This window comes from Marinimicrobium sp. C6131 (assembly GCF_026153455.1).
In the GTDB taxonomy this organism is placed as follows: Bacteria; Pseudomonadota; Gammaproteobacteria; order Pseudomonadales; family Cellvibrionaceae; genus Marinimicrobium.
The window spans coordinates 2,835,570-2,853,487 of record NZ_CP110629.1; the positions used below are offsets into that span (position 1 = coordinate 2,835,570).

A 17,918-nucleotide genomic window follows, 5' to 3' on the forward strand; every position below is an offset into this window, starting at 1 on the left:
CTGTGCAACACACCTTTTTCATTACCGCCACTGGCGTCGGTACCGGCCTGACCTCCGTGTCCCTGGGCCTGGTTCGGGCGCTGGATCAGCTCGGCGTCAAAGTCGCCTTCTGCAAACCCATTGCCCAGCGCTCCGGTAACGATCGCGGGCCCGAGCGCTCCACCCATATGGCCCAGGCCACACTGGGCCTCAAGCCAGCCGAGCCGCTGCGCCTGAGCGATGCCCAACAAAAGCTCGCCCAGGGCGATGCCGATGCGTTTATGGAAGACGTCATTCAGGTGTACCAGCAATCCGCGGGCGACGCCGAAGTGGTGATTGTGGAAGGCCTGGTGCCGCTGGCGGACAACAACTACATCGATCGACTGAACCAGGACATGGCCAAGGCGCTGGATGCCGATATCATTCTGGTGGCCGCCAAAAACGCCGACAGCACCGCACAACTGAACGAGCGCATCAAAATGGCGGCCAGCCTGTTCGGCGGCTTCAACAATCCCCGGTTACTCGGCTGCGTCCTGAACAAGGTGGGCGCGCCGGACCTGGAGTACCAACAGGTGGTGGCCACCGAGGAGCCTACCAGCGAAGAGCCGGAGAACATCGGACTGGAGCGCATCATCGCCTCGCTTCCGGTGTTCTCCCAGCAGCACTTCCGCTGCCTGGGCGCGATTCGCTGGCAACCCCACCTGGTGGCACCCCGCACCCGGGATGTGTGTGATTACCTCAATGCCGAAATCATCAACGAAGGGCAACTGCTCGAGCGCCGGGTGCAGAACATCACCGTCTGCGCGCGCACCATGAAAAACATGCTGCAGACCCTCAAGGCCGGCACCCTGGTGGTGATTCCGGGGGACCGGGAAGACATTCTGGTGGCCAGCTGCATGGCCGCCCTGAACGGGGTGCCACTGGCGGGCATTCTGCTTACCGGCAGCCTGCATCCCGACCCGAACGTCATGGCGCTGTGTCAGGCCGCCCTGAAAACCGGCCTGCCAGTACTGCTGGTGGGCGGCAACACCTTCAAGGTGGCGCAACAACTGAACAGCATGAACACCGAAGTACCGCCGGACGATATCGAACGCATAAACAATGTGATGGACAGCACCGCCGCCGACCTGGATGCCCGCTGGCTGATTGAGCGGACCCATGTCCGGCTGGAAAAGCGACTGTCCCCTCCGGCCTTCCGCTATCAACTGGTGCAGCGTGCCCGCGCCAACCCCAAGCGCATTGTGCTCCCGGAGGGCGACGAGCCGCGCACGGTTCAGGCCGCCGCCCTCTGTCATCAGAAAGGCATCGCCCGCTGCGTACTGCTCGGCAAAACGGATGAAGTACACCGCGTGGCGGCCAGCTACAACGTGGTGCTGCCCGAGGATATCGAGATCATCGACCCCGAAACCGTGTACCGCCATTACGTGGCACCCATGGTGACCCTGCGCAAACACAAGGGGCTGACCGAGCCCATGGCCGAGGCCATGCTGGAAGATACCGTGGTGCTGGCCACCATGATGCTCGCCCAGGGCGATGTCGACGGCCTGGTCTCCGGTGCGGTGCACACCACGGCGAACACCATCCGCCCCGCGTTGCAGTTGATCAAAACCAAACCCGACGCGGCGCTGGTGTCCTCCATCTTTTTCATGCTGTTGCCGGATCAGCCGGTCATTTACGGCGACTGCGCCGTCAACCCGGCCCCCAACGCCGAAGAGCTGGCCGATATCGCCATCCAGTCCGGTGATTCAGCCATCGCCTTCGGTATTGAGCCGCGCATCGCCATGATCAGTTACTCCACCGGCAAGTCCGGCTCCGGCAGCGACGTGGAAAAAGTCCGCGAGGCCACCCGCCTCGCTCAGGAAAAACGCCCGGACCTGGTGATCGACGGCCCGCTGCAGTACGACGCCGCCAGCGTCCCCTCGGTGGCCAAAAGCAAAGCCCCGGACAGCCCGGTGGCGGGCAAGGCCAACGTGTTCATTTTTCCCGACCTGAATACCGGCAACACCACCTACAAGGCGGTACAGCGCAGCGCCAACCTGGTGAGTATCGGCCCCATGCTCCAGGGCCTGCGCAAACCGGTGAACGACCTGTCCCGGGGGGCCTCGGTGGACGACATTGTGTACACCATCGCCCTGACCGCCATTCAGGCCAGCGCCTGATTCAGAAAAACCAAAACGGTTCCTATAGATGAACACTGGTAATCCCCCCCATTTTTGAAAGGGTTCATAAGTAGAGTCAGGCCACCATGGCCAGTTTCTGTTTGGGCGTATTGCCGCCGAGCGTCATGTTGGGACGCTCATGATTGTAACTCCATGGCCACCGGGTGGCGAACTCCTGAACCTCAGCGATACTGTCAAACAGGTATTGCGCTAACCAGTCATAACGAACGGTCCGGTTGTACCGTTCTACATAAGCATTCTGTTGAGGCTTACCCGGCTGGATATGCAGCAAGGTAGTCTGACGTAGTTCGGCCCATGCGATCAGTTCGCCGCTAATGTATTCAGGGCCGTTGTCGCACCGGAACATCTCTGGAACGCCGCGCCACTCGATGATCTGATCCAGCGCCCAGGTAACTCGCAGTACTGGCAGTGACAGGTCGACTTCAATGGCCAGGCCTTCGCGGTTAAAATCGTCGATCACATTGAACAGCCGGTAGCTTCGTCCATCGGATAACTGATCATGCCTAAAGTCCATTGACGAGCACTGGTTGATGCGCTCAGGTACTGCCAAAGGCTCCGGCCTCTCCCGTTTCAGCCGCTTCTTGGGCTTGACCCGAAGATTCAGCTCAAGTGCTTTGTAAATCCGGTACACGCGCTTATGATTCCAGGCAAAGCCCTTTACGTTGCGCAGGATTAGAAAGCACAAGCCAAATCCCCAGTTCCGGTGTCGCTGCGTGAGACGCAACAGCCAGTCGGCTATCAGCTCGTTCTCATGACCGAGTTTTGACTGGTACCGGTAGCAGCTTTCGCTAATCCTGAATGTCTGGCAGGCCAGACTGATGCTCACGCCATACTGATCAACAGCTTTCCTTGCCATCTCCTTGCACTGAGATGGCTTTACCACTTTTTTGCCATGGCCTCCTGGATGATCTCGGCCTTGAGGCGCTCTTCGGCATACATCTTCTTCAAGCGCCTGTTTTCGTCTTCCAGTTCGTTCAGGCGGGCCATCATGGAGGCATCCATGCCGTCGAATTTGGCGCGCCACTTGTAGAAGGGAGCACGGCAGCACAACTCAGGCACCGGAACGCCAGTCTCAGCTTGTTTCAGAATTGCCAGGATCTGGCTGTCGGTAAAACGTGACTTCTTCATGCAAAATCTCCTCTGGGGATAGATTACGAGAAAATTCTACTTATGAGCACTCTCAATTTATGGGAGGATTACCAATTTCCAACGCTGTTAGCGCTGTTAGCGATCTTGCCACCGAAGTTTAAGGAACCCGTAGAGATTGCTCCTAGAACTGCCGCTGTAACCGCACCAACAGCCGCACCTGAAGCCAAATGCAAAGCCAAATCCTTACCACTGAATTCGTCCGTAGTAATAGCGTACGCGATACCTGATATCAACCTTCCGGCAACTGCAACAATAGCAATATGCGCCCACTCACCAGTAGGATCGGTATAACTCAAAGGATCATTATGGACATAGCCATAAAGATTCATCTGATCCTCATACCCGATCGGATCAGTCTGCAAAAACCATCCGCCTACGTGCCTTCGCAGTTATATCCGTTGAAAACCTCAACGCAATCAAGCACTTGCAGAAACCGATCCCCGCTGCGAAGACTTCTTTACCAAGTCACAGCCCGCGACGCACGTTTTCCCTTAGCTGCCGGGTACAGGGGCGCCGATAGGCGCCCCTGTAACATCCGCCCAAAAGCGGCTCAGAAGGGCAATCGCCCCTCCATCAAGTGCTTGTACTCGCACTTGATGATTTTCAAGTAACTCTGCCAGTCACCAAGCCGCTCCCAACCTTCGACCACGTCAGGATAGCTGCCGGTCAAGGTAATCCATCCGGTCGAGGGCGAACGCCGCCGCGATGAATTCGCCGTTGCTGGCGTCGGTTATTCCGGTGCGTTGCAGTTGGTTGGCGACGTTGATGATGGTCATGCTCTACGACTACCGGGCAAGGATCGCTCTCAGGCAGGGTGCCCAGGCTGCAAATGAAGGGCCAATGGCTCGATCAGACCGGTTCGGGGCTTGATGTGCCGGTGACCGTCCGGGTCATGGGGAGTTGTGTGGTGTTGACGGCGCAGGAAAGGGCAGACCGCTAAAAAGAAAAGCCCAGCAGGGCTTTCCTGCTGGGCTATTCAATTCAAGATTCAAGACCTGACCCCTTTTTTTGTAAAGGGTGCAAAGGGAGTTGGCGACTGATCAAAAAATAATCCCTCCGTCCCCATTAATTGCCTTTAATTTAATTATTAATCTGACACCTTCGATTGCTGTTTATTGATGCCAATCAACTTGGCCGCGACCAAACCTGAAACAAGAAAAACAAATAACCCAGACAGATAAAGCATATCTCTATTTTCTTGAAACAAATTCGTCTTTTCTCCGAGCCAGACCGGAAACACCGCGCAAACCAAAAAACTTGCCGCTATCGTTATAAACATCAAAAAATGCAAACTGAAAGCCGCAAGTTTATTAAAGTGATTTCTCACATAATTGACCGCTAGGCAGTATCCAGACAAAAATGCGATAGAGAATATCGAAAATATTAACATGCCAATTAAAAACAACATTTGTTTTAAACTCTCTCGTCAGCTAAATATTCTGGCTGTTCCTGTCAGGCAAAAAACAAAGCTGTCTCACTTTTAGCAGCCGCCATCTTGCGTGCAAGAATCAACAACTTCCCCGACTGCATTACCTGCGGTTTCTCCTGCTCCAACCGTCGCTCCCTCTATCACAGCCCCCACAGTTTTGCCAGGGGCATTAGAAGCATTACTTGCTTTAAAGGTGTTACCGACAACGCTTCTAGCTACTTTTGGAGCGGCTCCAGCAACAACTTTTGCAACCGATCCGCCAGCACCACCACCAACGAGGGCACCAGCAGTTGTACCTACATCAATTTCAACATTCGTAACCGCATCAACCGACAACCCTTCGGCTTGAATATTATCTGCAATCTGAGTAGCAGCCTGACCGGCAGCACTAGCAGCCGCACCACCAAGAGCCATACCAACAGCATTTGAGGCAAGCGGGTTGACGGATCCTACCGCTCCTCCGGCAACCGCGCCAGTTAATGTTCCTTTTAACGTACCGCCACTGGCTACATACCCACCAACAGCACCAGCAATTGCACCGTAAATGGCGCCCGCTAAACCCCATTCTCCTGTCGGATCCGTATAATTCAACGGGTCGTTGTGAACGTAGGCATAAAGATTCATCTGATCTTCATACCCCACAGGATCGGTTTGCAAAAACCTTCCCAGATAAGGAGAATACACTCGCGCCCGATAGTGATACAAATCTATCTCATCAAGATACATCTGCCCGGTGTAGGCGACGCGTGGAGGATCCTTCTCTTTCGGTATTCCGTATGGATCATAGGCGTAGATGCTAACACTCGACCCCGTTTGATTCGATGTCGCTATCACTGATCCCTGATGGTTCTGATAAAAGTACCGACGGTTAGAGGATGCAGTGCTTGTACCATTGTATTCAACCAACGGCTGATCCAAATCAGGCCCTAGAATGTAGCGTTTAAGAAGTGCACCAGAAGCACTGTACTCCGCGACGAGTGAATCTCCCGAGTATATGAACCTCGTTCTAGTTGAAGAAGAACCTTTGTCAATCTCACGTAATCGCCCTAACGGATCGTACCGAAGGTAAGCATTTTTGGCGCCAGTCGCTCGAACTAGACGATTCTCTGTATCATATTGGTAACCAATCCCATCGTGATAGGTTAGATTTCCGTTGGCATCATGCGTCAAACTATGCCCACCAATACTAACGTATTGATTCAAACCGTTTACCGTGTAACCTTCTATGCCTTTCTCTTCGGCGACATAGTGATATCGGCTATTACTCGCGTCATTACGGACTATTTGGCTGGCGGGATTAAAATCATGCTCAAGCCGCACTTGATGATTTGCATTGGGGAAAGCATGATGAAGATCGCGTAATCGATTGACGGCGTCGAACTCGTAACTAGTGGAGGACGCCCCGGATCGCCTCAACTGACTCCGATAATGCTTGTCATACGTCAAAGATATAAGTTGACTACCTGAAGGATCCAGTATTTTTTTCAGCCGGTCTAACCCGTCATACTGATAGCTAATTGACTTTCCGTCTGGATAGGTTATTCGCTCCCTATTTCCGTGTTTGTCGTACTGATACGACAAAGTGTAGTTAGTGCCGTAACTGTTGTTTCGCTCCTCCGTTACGTTACCGAATCCGTCATAGACCCGGCTGACACCCGGACCGGAATGCCCCTGATACCTAGCATAAACTTCCAATCCTTGCAAGTTATAACCATAATACACGTTCTCCGTCGAACTAGCTGGAAAGGTCTTTGATATTACCCTATTCAGCCGATCGTACTGGTAATTAATGATCTTCCCGTCTCTCTTTCTTATAGACGTACGATTTTGGTTCGCGTCGTAGCTGTATTTTTCGTAATCACCCGAACTGTAACTTCCTTTTGAGGTTTTATGAGGGAAAAACCAGTAATGAAGCCGACCATATCCGTCATGATCATACCGAGTAAGATTTCCATTCGCGTCCTTAACGGTCCTTACCTCCCAAAGATAGCTGCTAGCGTGGTCACTAGCGCTGTCTACATAGTAAGTGTACTCTGCATAAATTTGCTGCAAGCTGGTTCCATATGCCTTAAGCACTCTTCTGGGAAGACCGTTTTCGGAATAAACGGTCTTCGTGATACGATCAGGGCCATATAGCCCGGCTGACCCCAAGCTGCACGCACTTGACGGAATTGAGCCATAACTTGTCGGATTCATCCGAACAGCAGTGCATTCCAGACGGCCCAACCCATCATAAGAGTACTGGGTCAACGAGAGAACGGCCCCTGAAGGCGACTCTCGGCGCTCAATAGTTTTCCGACCCCAATCATCGTACTCGTAAGTGGTAATCTGAGTTACCGAAAAAGGGTATCCTTTCTCCTCCCATTTTGAGGCATCGACTTCATGAGAGGGCCAGCCAGTAAGCTCGCCTTTTTCTATTCGATAAACCAGCCCTTGATCGTTATATGAGCGTCTTACCGCAAGAAATTTATTCTCTGATGCTGTAGCCGATGGCTTTATTTCGGCTGTAAGGTCTCCACCTAGATTGTATCTATTCCCATGCGTATAGGGTGATGGCGTACTTTGTGCGAAGGACGAGCTAGCTCCCAAGATGTAAATCAACGACGTCAACCAAAGGACAACTGCGCAGCTCCGATCTATTAACATTACGATTTACTCCTCAGTAACAGCTAGCCTTGCTGGCTTTAGGCATAGTTTCAGCAATCATGTTTCCGACTTTGTCGTACTGATAGCAGGTCGTCAGCGTCTTTCCATTCGCCTCAACACGCTTTCCCCTTAACCATAAATTGTTGGCGCCTGAAGTTGGACCGTAATCGTATGTGGTAACGACTTCATCTGCTGGACTGGCGCAGCCGCTACCGGAAGCCGACCCGCTGCGGCAATAACTTGTCTTTATCAACAACCAGATCGGCGTATCTGCCGCTTCGATGTGGGCACCTGACTTCTTGTAACGAGCATACCTTTGCTCGTAAAAGTAGCGTCGTTGAGGCCGAATGCCATCCCTGTCAGCGGGGAGAGTTACCGTTTCAACCTGGCCGGACTCCGAATGGTAGGTGTAATTGGTCCTATTCCCCCTTCCATCTTCTATCCAGTTCGGCTTATTGCACCAAAATCTATTATTAGTGTTGCAATCAGGCTCATATTCAGCAACGAGCTCTATATGAGAGCCGTAATTATTATGGCCATGAACTTCAACTTGAGACCGCTTTATTAAGTTTCCCCGACCGTCATACTCAAACTCATACCGGCGCCCCTTGTCCATCAATGACTCAATGTTGTTATGGTTACGATCTGAATACATAGCCTTCATGCCATCAGGCGTCCATATAGATACCAGACTACTGTCTGGGCCCAACACGGCGAGATGCAAACCAAGCGGTCCTCTGCTAGCGCTTTGAGACGCATAAGGCGTGTTGGGCAGCTTATAGTCGTGCTCCCACTCCGCCCCATCTATGATGACTTTATCAATGGAATTCCTTTTATAAATTCCGTTACAACCAGTGATCTGATTTTCCGCACAATACACGTGGCGGTACTCATACCGACTTGTTCTAGACGCACTTGATTTTCCCGTAGGTAGTTTCACAGATGTAATTAGTGCTTCGTATGGAGCGCCACTCTGGTTAATGCTGTGCCTTTGATGAAAGTACTCAGTCTTTAAGTTAGATGCGTCCGTTATTCCAAAGGCCCCTCCCCTAGCAGTTCTCTCTGACACTGAGGGAAGATCAAACATCAGTTCTGGCCAATTTTCTGAAAGTGAACACTGATTAGACTCTGGGTCACAGTACTCGTATGCATTATTGATAGCGACAATCCGCTCCGGGTAGTTGTAGTAGTACAGACTACCCGTGGAGGGCTTTTGATCTTCAATGTAGTCATACTTGAGCTGGAGCCCTGTATTGGTTGTCACAGATGATTTTCTTAAAGTTCCACCATGAATTTTAATTTTAAACCCGTTTGGATAAGTTATCTCTCGATAGTCCGGCTCGATTAAGACAATAGTTCCATCGTGCTTAACGTAGGTATAAGCGTCGAACAAAGACCCGCAACCTCCAACATGACACACGCCTTCAAGGGTCGCACTATCCCTCCGTTTGGATACGAACTCTCCTGAGATATATACAAAGTCCTGAGCTGACCGTCCTATCTGAACAGCATGGGAATTCTCTCCCGATCCCTGTGGGCGTGGAGTCACTTGTATAGTGTAGTCATCGCCGAATCCATAAAAATAACTTCTCGTCCAAGGGTGAATCGTTGCAGAAAGGCTGCTGACACCGGAACCGATACTTAATCCTTTATGACTAAAGTCTGGCTCCCTAGATAGAATATCGGTTCCCGATGCATCCCTCACTGACACTTCTGGTGGTGGCTCAAGACCTATCGACTCCTCTTCTTCAATTTCCTGAGCATAAGAAGAGTTGAACGCCACCAGGAAAAGTATAGACAACAAGTCGAGAAGCATTTTGGCCATATTTAGATAGCTTTTACTCATAATGGAATCCTTTAACTACTTTTTTAGTTATCTCGTTCGACCGATTCACGATTTCCGGCAGCGTCATACTGATATTCTTCATGATGGCCGTTTGAGTCGCTTCGCTCTATCAGGCGACCGAGTGCATCATATCCATAATCCGTTGTAACGGAGCCATGAGACTTGAACTGGAAGTACACGGATGATTCTGTTCCCGGAGCACCTCCCGAGGTATAGCCTCTGGCCCGAAGTCGAACTGTCGACGAAACAGTAATCGGTCCAGTATAAAGCGGGGATGAAGACGTAACTTGAGAGTTATTAGTGGTGTAGCGAATTGCAATTCCCGACTCTGGAGTAGACAGGGTAATTTTAACCGGATCGTAGTAAATGCCACCTTGAGGATTAATTGTAGGCGCGACCGGGGGAGGCAAGATCGTGAAGCTCCTTGATCGTGTCCCACTACTTTTCCATCCGGTTCGAAATGCTTTGGCCTTGACGGTCCTACTGGAAGTGATATTAATAGGGCCAGAGTAGACTGGTGACGACGAGGTTACAGAAGCACCATTTGTCGTATACCGGATGGTAGCGCCTGTAGTCGACGTTGAAACCATTACAGCTAAGGATCCGACATGAGTGCCACCAGAAGGAGATATCGTTGGAGTGGAGACTGTCGGCTGAGAGATAGTAACTGATAGCACTGACCCCCAAGAGCTGCACATAAAGTTGTAGGTGCAATAGTTAGCCCGGTATTCGTATGTACCCGGACTTTTACTTGATGCAGAGTAAGACGTCGGTGCCCCACTAACGGAGGTATAGACTGTACTCCAACTGCCACCACTAGTTCTTTGTTGTAACTGGTAGTTCGGGACTGAGCTATTCCTTGCCCATGATATCGTGTAATTTCCTGTGGTGTTCGTACCCGAAGGATTAACGCTAAGAGAAGGACCACTAGGAGGCAAGTAGAACTGACCCAAAGCGAGAGTCGGTATCCCGCAAAAGATCAGAAATACTGCAGATTTTTTAATACAAGAAAGGTGATGACGCATGCGGCATCCTTACCCTTGGTTTGATTGTTATCATTAATCGCTATTCATCAATACGTGACATAGCATCCAAAATCAAATGTAATGCGCCAACATTCGATTGGCAACACAGTACATACGTATTCATAGCAAGTTTCAAATAACAAGATCGACGACCCTCTCACCCAATGACGTCAAAATACACGTATTTTCGTCAAACATCACTTAGGATTCTCACAACTCCAGCCCTGGTTGATGGCGTATCTTAAGTTAGAGTAGGCATCCATACCGATTCCGCTTGGGCTGGGCGCCCGTATCCGGTAGACTGCGCTCCTTTTGCGCCCTTCCCTACCGCGCTTGCGGCGCCCACACCTCCCAGTTGGACCCCTTTGTGATCTCTACCGCCAATATTACGATGCAGTTCGGGGCCAAGCCCCTGTTCGAGAACGTCTCGGTCAAATTCAACAACGGCAATCGCTACGGCCTGATCGGCGCCAACGGCTGCGGCAAATCCACCTTCATGAAAATTCTGGGCCGCGACCTGGAACCCTCCGGCGGCCAGGTCATGCTGGAGCCCAATGTGCGCATGGGCATGCTGCGCCAGGACCAGTTCGCCTTTGAGGAATACACGGTGCTGGATACCGTGATCATGGGGCACACCGAGCTGTGGAAGGTGAAGGCCGAACGCGACCGCATTTACAGCCTGCCGGAAATGAGCGAAGACGACGGCATGAAGGTGGCGGAACTGGAAGTGCAGTTCGCCGAGCTGGACGGCTACACCGCCGAAGCCCGCGCCGGCGAGCTGCTGCTGGGACTGGAAATTCCGGAAGAACAGCACACCGGCCCCATGAGCGCCATCGCCCCCGGCTGGAAGCTGCGGGTACTGCTCGCCCAGGCACTATTTTCAGACCCCGACGTACTGTTGCTGGATGAGCCCACCAACAACCTGGACATCAACACCATCCGCTGGCTGGAAGGCATTCTGACCCAGCGCAACAGCACCATCATCATCATTTCCCACGACCGGCACTTTCTGAACAGCGTGTGCACCCACATGGCCGACCTGGACTTTGGCGAGCTGCGCATTTATCCGGGCAACTACGACGACTACATGATCGCCTCCACCGCCGCCCGCGAACGGCTACACAACGAAAACGCCAAGAAGAAAACCCAGATTGCCGATCTGCAGTCCTTTGTCAGCCGGTTTTCTGCCAACGCCTCGAAAGCCAAGCAGGCCACCTCGCGGGCCAAGCAACTGGAAAAGATCAAACTGGAAGACATTCCACCGTCGAGCCGGGTCAGCCCGTTTATCCGCTTTTCCCAGGACAAGAAGCTGCACCGTCTGGCGGTGGTCATGGAAAAAGCCAACAAGGCGTTTGACAAGACACTGTTCGAAGATCTGAGCCTGAGCATTGAAGCGGGTGAAAAGGTCGCGATCATCGGCCCCAACGGCGCGGGTAAAACCACCTTGCTGCGCTGCCTGTACGGAGACGTATCCGCCGACTCGGGCACCATCAAGTGGGCCGAGCAGGCCGACGTCGGCTATGTGGCACAGGACCACTCCGATGATTTTGCCTACGAGGCAACACTGTTTGAATGGATGCAGCAGTGGACCACCGGTGATGAACAGGTGGTACGCGGCGCCCTGGGGCGCATGCTGTTTTCCAACGACGACGTGAAAAAATCGGTAAAGGTGATTTCCGGTGGTGAACAGGGTCGGATGCTGTTCGGCAAACTGACCCTGCTCAACCCCAACGTCATGCTGATGGACGAACCCACCAACCACCTGGATATGGAATCCATTGAAGCCCTGAACCTGGCGCTGGAGAATTATCCGGGAACACTGATCTTCGTCAGCCACGACCGGGAATTTGTTTCCTCACTGGCCACCCGGATTATCGACATGAAGCCCGATGGACTGGTGGATTTTCACGGCTCCTACGATGAGTATCTACGCAGCCAGGGATTGTAGGGCACCCGCGCGGTACCACCGCATCCATCAAAAAGAGCACTCCAGAATATTATCCTCGCGCCTTATAGCGATACAGTATAAACAGGACGTAACTCGCCGTCTGAAGCATGATATAACGTTGCCCAAGACGGCAGTCTTCCGGTTGAATACAGACACACCCTACCTGAGGGAATCAGGCAATAAAAAAACGGATGAAAGTGCATTTTCATTCACTCTCAATAATGAATATACACCACAAAAGGATCTGGCCATGCTGATCAAGCTACCCTGCATCAAACTACTTTGCGCAAGCCTGTTTCTTCTGGCAAGCCACACCAGCTTTGCCGACACTGACAATATCACCCAAGCTTTGCGACATGAGGTTCGCACGGAAGAGAACAAAGCACGAGATTCAGCGCGCAAGCCCGAACAGGTACTGAGTTTCTTTGAAGTTACGCCGCAAAGTACTGTCGTTGAAGTGTGGCCGGGCTCTGGCTGGTATACCGAGATCCTGGCGCCATTATTGGCGAAAGAAGGAAAACTCTACGCTTCCCACTTCTCTGACAAGTTCAGTCTTCTGGACGCCGAATATATGCAGAAAGCCCGGAGTGAATACCAGGACAAACTTGAATCGCACCCGGTTTACGACAATGTGATACTCACCGAGTTTGCCCCACTGGCCGATATCGCTATTGCGCCGCCAGAGAGCGCTGATGTGGTGCTCTCTGTTCGCAACCAGCTTTATGTATTTGAAGGCGAGAAATCAATGAATCACGCCTTGGCCAACTTTTATCAGGCGCTCAAACCCGGCGGAGTACTGGGAGTTGTGGCGCCACGCCTACCGGATGACTTGCAGGATGTGGATTGGGGGAAATCAGGTTATGTCCCCGAGCAACTATGGTTAACGTTGGCTGAAGAAGCCGGATTCAGCTTTGAAGGCAAAAACGACCTGCTGCTAAACCCAAAGGATACTGCCGATCATCCGCAAGGAATCTGGTCCTTACCTCCCTCCTTGATGGGAGATGCAAAAGACAAAGAAAAGTACCTGTCCATCGGCGAAGCCAACCGGATGGTGCTGAAGTTCAGAAAGCCAAGCAATTAAAAGGTCGGAGTTTGTAATCCCGTAGGGCACCCATCGGGTGCCGTGCTCGGGTTTATGCCTACGCCCTAAGCCGAGAAAATACGCATCATGTCATCTCTGACGTTCAATAAAGACGAAAACCGGCGCATTAAACATTCTTCCGTTGACTTTTAACTGGATATGTAACCAGAACATTTCCTTCTAATATCGCGCACAAGGAAATTCTATGTACTTGGATTCAAATCCGAAGTGTTTCTTTTTATGAGAAATCAGGGGAGGATTGTAGCGAACACATTGACCTGCGGAATCGACAGAGTCACCGGTCCTGTTACAATGAAGACGTCGCGGGTTCCCATTACTCGTCATATTTTGGAGAAAAGAGCGGACACGTTATAAATGAAGAACTCCAATCAAGGAAGCTTTCCTCGGGAAACCATGAAAGGCCATGTGTCAGTAGACGAACACTACGTCACCTGGGGAGCTCACAACAAGCAGGAAAAGCGGGCCTGCCTTGGTCAGTTGCAGTACGCCTATCTTTTGGTAAACAAGCGCGGCGAGGCTTTTCTGTTTCTCTTTGATGACCACCAGCATGCCATTCCCGTCCATTTCCAGGGGTTTGAACAAACCTACACGGTACTCTCTGAGCGGTTCGGGTTTGATGATGACGCCTTTTTTGATCATCTGCATCAACCGGGTGCAGAAAAAATCGAGCTATGGCGACGGCGCGGCATCCAGAATTACCGGGTGCTAGACGGTGAACAGTATGATGACTATGACCTGGGGTTTGAGATTCAGTCTCCGGATAAAGCGTTCGTAGGCTGGGACACGCCGTATAAGGACGTCGCTGCTTCCGAGCATGTTGTCTTCGGGTCTACCCCGTATCAGGACAGTGTCGGTAAATTCAGACACCCCGTCCGCGTGGGGAACCTGATTTTGGAAAATCTTACTTTTTACCGAAGCGGAAACCCCGAGGCACCGGTATTTCACTTCTATACCCAGTGTTTTGACTCCACCAGCACGGCGCGCAGCTACGAGGATCTGAAAGCACTGTTTTCAAGCGACTTTCCCGCTCAGGATCAGCATCTGCTCTATGAGAGGGCCGACCAGAAGAATCACGATTTTGACGCCGCAGGCATAGACTTCAATATTGTCTATACGTTCGACAATCACTTTCAATTTGATGGCGGTTGCACGTCGCTGCAAATACGCAACAGACGACAATACCCGGCTTTACTGGTTGATGCAGAGTATGAGGAAATTCTTTCGGTTGAGCAGATCCTGCCGCTCCCCAGGGCCATCAGTGCCCCTTCGGATGTGAATGATAACCCGCGCATCAAGCGAAGGCCGCCCCAGTTGCCGGAAAATGGACCTCCCGTGATCTGGGTGGACAGAAAAAACGGTATCTTGGGCTTTTCCGATCAGACGCATGCCCTGAGGTTTGATGAAAGCGAAGTGGCGGCGATATCCATTCAGAATATTTTTCCGGCCAAGGGCTCCGGTGGCGCCGAATTGTCCGTGGTACTGACTGACCAGACACCCACAACGGTGTTCTATGGGAAGTGTTATGTCTTTGATGATTTCAAGGACCGACTCGCCGCGTTGCTAAACAAAGAAGTGATCAGGGAAACACCCTACCATGACTGCTGAGACAGTAACCCAGGCGAGGTCCGACGCTCAAGAGAAGCTCATGATAGACAGGGATAATCTAGCGTTTCAATGGATTGCTAGTGGTCGATGCGGCATTAACTATACTCGTAAAATTCAAGATGGGGCTAAACATGACTAGAGTACTGATATTGGCGGTTTTCACCACGCTGTTCGGATGCGCTGCAACTCCTCAAGATACAAAAGACATATCATCTCCAGATCGTTCAATTACCTTATATGAAAACGTCCGTAGCGGCCCCGAATCAATCATAAGCAAAAAGGCGCTAGCTTCTTTTAGGGACAAGTATTTAGCTGCAGGCGAGCACAAAGCTTTTGCGCAATCACTGTCTGGAGCGTGGGACTGGAAATCGAGCAGAACTTCAGTTGAGCATGCAAAAACCAGTGCGCTTGTTGGCTGTCAGAAGAACAATCGTCAAGTAGAAGACCTATACCCTTGCAGAATAATCAACGTAAACGGGGAGTGGACAGAATAGTTAACAGCCGGCTGATGGAGAGCAAGTCCATCACTGGCTCACAGCGGAAGTCCAGAATGAGGCTCCCAACTATAGAGATGGCGGCATTTGCTCATGTAACAATTGCTACGGGGCGAGGCACTGAAACCCTATCTTTTGGCCATGGTGCTGGACTTATTGGTGGTGTGCCGCTAAGGGTGGAGCGCAGGACGATTCATCAGCTTATTGGTGATTTTAATAATCAGATAACTGCGGTTCACTACGGTGCGCCGTCATGGTGAGGTAAGCTGTATGTCCGAGCGATTCGATGCACTCACAGACCAACACATATCGTTCATAGAAGATCAGCATATTTACTTTGTGGGTACCGCCGCAAACGAGGGGTCGGTAAACGTGTCCCCTAAAGGAATGGACAGTTTCAGGGTCATCAATCAGTCTCTGGTGATGTGGTTGAATCTTACCGGAAGCGGTAATGAAACGGCGGCTCACCTGCGGGAGAATGATCGAATGACTATTATGTTCTGCTCATTCGATCGACAACCCTTGATACTTCGGCTTTACGGTCGCGCTACGGTTTTCCATCCGCGAGATGATGGTTGGAACCAGAGGGCGGCGCAGTTTCCAGACTATACCGGGGCTCGACAGATTTTCGAGGTCAAGCTGGACCTTGTGCAAACGTCCTGCGGTTTCGCGGTGCCTTATTATCAGTTGCTGGGCGAGCGGCCAACGCTGAATAAGTGGGCTGATGGCCGAGGTCGCGAGGGTGTGGAGGACTATTGGCAGGAAAAAAATACGGTCAGTTTGGACGGGAAAGATACCGGGATCGCTTCGCGTTAGTGCGTAACCTGGTAACGGCACCACATGGGTGCCCTACAGGATGGCAGGTTCAGCGCCCGTAGGGCATCCATGCGGTGCCAGTCCTTGGCACAAATCTCGGCACGACATGCGTGCCCTACACGGCGGCAGGTTCAGTGCCCGTAGGGCACCCATGCGGTGCCGGTCCTTGGCACAAATCTCGACACGACATGCGTGCCCTAGGGGTTCAGGCCGCTGAAGAAGTTATTGGCGTTGGTCGCCAGGGACTCCAGGTGGTAGCCGCCCTCCTGGATGACCAGAGTGGGCAGATTCATGGCGTTGATGCCTTCGCCCATGTGCCGGAAGCCTTCGCTGCTGACCGAGACTTTGGCCTGCGGGTCTTCGTGGTAGACGTCAAAGCCCAGGGCGACGATCAATACGTCCGGCTCGTACAGGCGGATGGCATCGGCGGCATCGGCCATTCTTTCGAAGAAGGTGGACTCCGGGGAACCATGGGGCATGGGCATGTTGATGTTGTAGCCGTAGCCGGGGCCCGCTCCGCGCTCGTCTTCATAGCCACTCACCACGGGGTAGAAATTGGTGGGGTCGCCGTGGATGGAAATATAGAGCACATCGTCCCGATCGTAGAAGATTTCCTGAATGCCCTGGCCGTGGTGCATGTCCGGGTCGAGGATGGCGACTTTGTCGTAGTGGTCCAGCAGGGCTTCGGCGGCGATGGCGGCATTGTTCAGATAACAGAAGCCACCGGCCGCATCGTGTCGGGCGTGGTGGCCCGGCGGGCGGCACAGGGCGTAGGCCCTCTGCTGCCCGGTGAGAAGCTCATCGGCGGCGGACAGGGCGCTCTGGGCGGACCAGTAGGCGGCCTCCCAGGTGTGGGGGCCGATGGGGCAGCTACCGTCGGCCTGATAGCGGGCACATTCCGCCAGAATACCGCGCATGGGGTTCGGTGAACGGACGAAGATGTTGGACATGACCTCCCCGCCCCAGTCTTCCGGCCAACGCCGGTGGGCTGACTCAAGAAAGCGCAGGTAACCCAGGTCGTGCACCCGGTTGATCACATCCATGCCGTGATCGGTGGCCTGCTCCGGCCGGACGCCCAGGGCCTCCAGGCCCTTGACCAGCTCCGGGGTCCGCTCCGGCAGCTCCTGAGGCGGGCGCATCTGGCCTCGGGTCAGGTAGGATTGCGGGGCGTGTTTATCCTGGGACGGATGAAAAAACGCTTTCATGGTCTCTCCTGTCTCCGGTGATCGTGTGTGTGATTGCCTCTGTTGAGACTAGCACATACCGGGCCGGGTTCATCCTGGCTTTGCCCTCGGACCCAGGTGCGCTAGACTAACGGCATGAATCGCCACTCGTTCCGTCATTGGTTGTTTGCGCTACTGCTGTGTCTGGCAGGGCCGCGGGCGCCTCGCATCCGCCGATGATGGTCGATACGGCGCCCGAGCCCTGCCATGACGCCATGGAGATGGCGGTGGCCGATAGCGGTGCCACCCACAGTCATTCGGAATATGACGCTACGCACAAGGCGGTCGCCCCGGATCACGACTGCGACAGCCAATGCGCCTGTTGCCCCGGTTCCTGTTCCGGTTTTGTCGCTCTGACGGCACAGGCCGTTACACCCATTTCAATCCCGGATCACTTCCTCTCTTCAGCGATCGACGCCGTGCCCGCACGTGCGCCGCTGGAACTGCTTCGCCCGCCCAAATTCGCCTGACCACAG

At 52.7% G+C, this 17,918-nt stretch carries 15 protein-coding genes; 8 read left to right on the forward strand and 7 right to left on the reverse strand.

From position 1 onward, the window contains the following. Nucleotides 1-2 precede the first annotated feature (2 nt). Complete coding sequence (gene pta, locus OOT55_RS12295; protein WP_265366160.1) at nt 3-2,138, forward strand: phosphate acetyltransferase; 2,136 nt, start codon at nt 3-5, stop codon at nt 2,136-2,138. A 76-nt stretch (nt 2,139-2,214) separates the two neighbouring features. Here the strand turns inward: pta and OOT55_RS12300 are convergent. The 3 genes from OOT55_RS12300 to OOT55_RS12310 form a co-directional block, all read right to left on the reverse strand. Continuing rightward, a protein-coding gene (locus tag OOT55_RS12300) for an IS3 family transposase (RefSeq protein WP_265366161.1) occupies nt 2,215-3,287 on the reverse strand; the annotation gives its coding sequence in 2 pieces (ribosomal slippage) (nt 2,215-3,104 and nt 3,104-3,287; 1,074 coding nt in all). A gap of 68 nt (nt 3,288-3,355) precedes the next feature. Next, nucleotides 3,356-3,670: an RHS repeat-associated core domain-containing protein gene (locus tag OOT55_RS12305; protein WP_265366162.1), complete on the reverse strand. Its 315-nt coding sequence runs from the start codon at nt 3,668-3,670 to the stop codon at nt 3,356-3,358. A 288-nt stretch (nt 3,671-3,958) separates the two neighbouring features. After that, nucleotides 3,959-4,084: a hypothetical protein gene (locus tag OOT55_RS12310; protein ID WP_265366163.1), complete on the reverse strand. Its 126-nt coding sequence runs from the start codon at nt 4,082-4,084 to the stop codon at nt 3,959-3,961. Nucleotides 4,085-4,122: 38 nt separating this feature from the next. On the opposite strand from OOT55_RS12310, the gene OOT55_RS17865 reads away from it, so the two are divergent. Next, nucleotides 4,123-4,248 carry a SymE family type I addiction module toxin gene (locus OOT55_RS17865; RefSeq protein WP_416140957.1) on the forward strand — a complete coding sequence of 42 codons (126 nt, stop codon included), beginning with the start codon at nt 4,123-4,125 and terminating at the stop codon, nt 4,246-4,248. A gap of 540 nt (nt 4,249-4,788) precedes the next feature. Here the strand turns inward: OOT55_RS17865 and OOT55_RS12315 are convergent. The 3 genes from OOT55_RS12315 to OOT55_RS17785 all read right to left on the reverse strand — a co-directional run bounded on the left by OOT55_RS12315 (nt 4,789) and on the right by OOT55_RS17785 (nt 10,254). Continuing rightward, nucleotides 4,789-6,789: an RHS repeat-associated core domain-containing protein gene (locus tag OOT55_RS12315; protein WP_265366164.1), complete on the reverse strand. Its 2,001-nt coding sequence runs from the start codon at nt 6,787-6,789 to the stop codon at nt 4,789-4,791. A 607-nt stretch (nt 6,790-7,396) separates the two neighbouring features. Beyond that, on the reverse strand, nt 7,397-9,229 hold the full coding sequence (locus OOT55_RS12320) for a hypothetical protein (RefSeq protein WP_265366165.1): 1,833 nt from the start codon (nt 9,227-9,229) through the stop codon (nt 7,397-7,399). A gap of 23 nt (nt 9,230-9,252) precedes the next feature. Then, complete coding sequence (locus OOT55_RS17785; RefSeq protein ID WP_322113810.1) at nt 9,253-10,254, reverse strand: chitobiase/beta-hexosaminidase C-terminal domain-containing protein; 1,002 nt, start codon at nt 10,252-10,254, stop codon at nt 9,253-9,255. A gap of 367 nt (nt 10,255-10,621) precedes the next feature. Between OOT55_RS17785 and OOT55_RS12330 the strand changes: the two genes are divergently transcribed. The 5 genes from OOT55_RS12330 (at nt 10,622) to OOT55_RS12350 (ending at nt 16,219) form a co-directional block, all read left to right on the forward strand. Beyond that, nucleotides 10,622-12,202 carry an ABC-F family ATPase gene (locus OOT55_RS12330; protein WP_265366167.1) on the forward strand — a complete coding sequence of 527 codons (1,581 nt, stop codon included), beginning with the start codon at nt 10,622-10,624 and terminating at the stop codon, nt 12,200-12,202. Nucleotides 12,203-12,320: 118 nt separating this feature from the next. Then, nucleotides 12,321-13,283, forward strand: a complete 963-nt coding sequence (locus tag OOT55_RS12335) for a class I SAM-dependent methyltransferase (protein WP_265366168.1) — start codon at nt 12,321-12,323, stop codon at nt 13,281-13,283. Nucleotides 13,284-13,658: 375 nt separating this feature from the next. Further along, on the forward strand, nt 13,659-14,909 hold the full coding sequence (locus tag OOT55_RS12340; RefSeq protein WP_265366169.1) for a hypothetical protein: 1,251 nt from the start codon (nt 13,659-13,661) through the stop codon (nt 14,907-14,909). A gap of 131 nt (nt 14,910-15,040) precedes the next feature. After that, entirely contained in the window at nt 15,041-15,403 is a 363-nt protein-coding gene (locus tag OOT55_RS12345) for a hypothetical protein (RefSeq protein ID WP_265366170.1), read from the forward strand. A gap of 270 nt (nt 15,404-15,673) precedes the next feature. Then, on the forward strand, nt 15,674-16,219 hold the full coding sequence (locus OOT55_RS12350) for a pyridoxamine 5'-phosphate oxidase family protein (RefSeq protein WP_265366171.1): 546 nt from the start codon (nt 15,674-15,676) through the stop codon (nt 16,217-16,219). Between the two features lie 197 nt (nt 16,220-16,416). On the opposite strand, the gene OOT55_RS12355 is transcribed toward OOT55_RS12350, so the two are convergent. Beyond that, nucleotides 16,417-17,424 (reverse strand): histone deacetylase family protein, encoded by a 1,008-nt coding sequence (locus OOT55_RS12355; protein ID WP_265366172.1) that lies wholly within the window; start codon nt 17,422-17,424, stop codon nt 16,417-16,419. Nucleotides 17,425-17,618: 194 nt separating this feature from the next. Between OOT55_RS12355 and OOT55_RS12360 the strand changes: the two genes are divergently transcribed. After that, nucleotides 17,619-17,912 carry a hypothetical protein gene (locus tag OOT55_RS12360; protein ID WP_265366173.1) on the forward strand — a complete coding sequence of 98 codons (294 nt, stop codon included), beginning with the start codon at nt 17,619-17,621 and terminating at the stop codon, nt 17,910-17,912. Nucleotides 17,913-17,918: the final 6 nt, after the last annotated feature.

Excerpts from the sequence above, each read along its gene's own strand:
- OOT55_RS12310 (WP_265366163.1), bottom strand. The coding sequence starts at position 4,084 with ATGACCATCATCAACGTCGCCAACCAACTGCAACGCACCGGAATAACC.
- OOT55_RS12320 (WP_265366165.1), bottom strand. The coding sequence starts at position 9,229 with ATGAGTAAAAGCTATCTAAATATGGCCAAAATGCTTCTCGACTTGTTG.
- OOT55_RS17785 (WP_322113810.1), bottom strand. The coding sequence starts at position 10,254 with ATGCGTCATCACCTTTCTTGTATTAAAAAATCTGCAGTATTTCTGATC.
- OOT55_RS12340 (WP_265366169.1), top strand. The coding sequence starts at position 13,659 with ATGAAGAACTCCAATCAAGGAAGCTTTCCTCGGGAAACCATGAAAGGC.
- OOT55_RS12345 (WP_265366170.1), top strand. The coding sequence starts at position 15,041 with ATGACTAGAGTACTGATATTGGCGGTTTTCACCACGCTGTTCGGATGC.
- OOT55_RS12350 (WP_265366171.1), top strand. The coding sequence starts at position 15,674 with ATGTCCGAGCGATTCGATGCACTCACAGACCAACACATATCGTTCATA.
- OOT55_RS12355 (WP_265366172.1), bottom strand. The coding sequence starts at position 17,424 with ATGAAAGCGTTTTTTCATCCGTCCCAGGATAAACACGCCCCGCAATCC.
- OOT55_RS12360 (WP_265366173.1), top strand. The coding sequence starts at position 17,619 with ATGATGGTCGATACGGCGCCCGAGCCCTGCCATGACGCCATGGAGATG.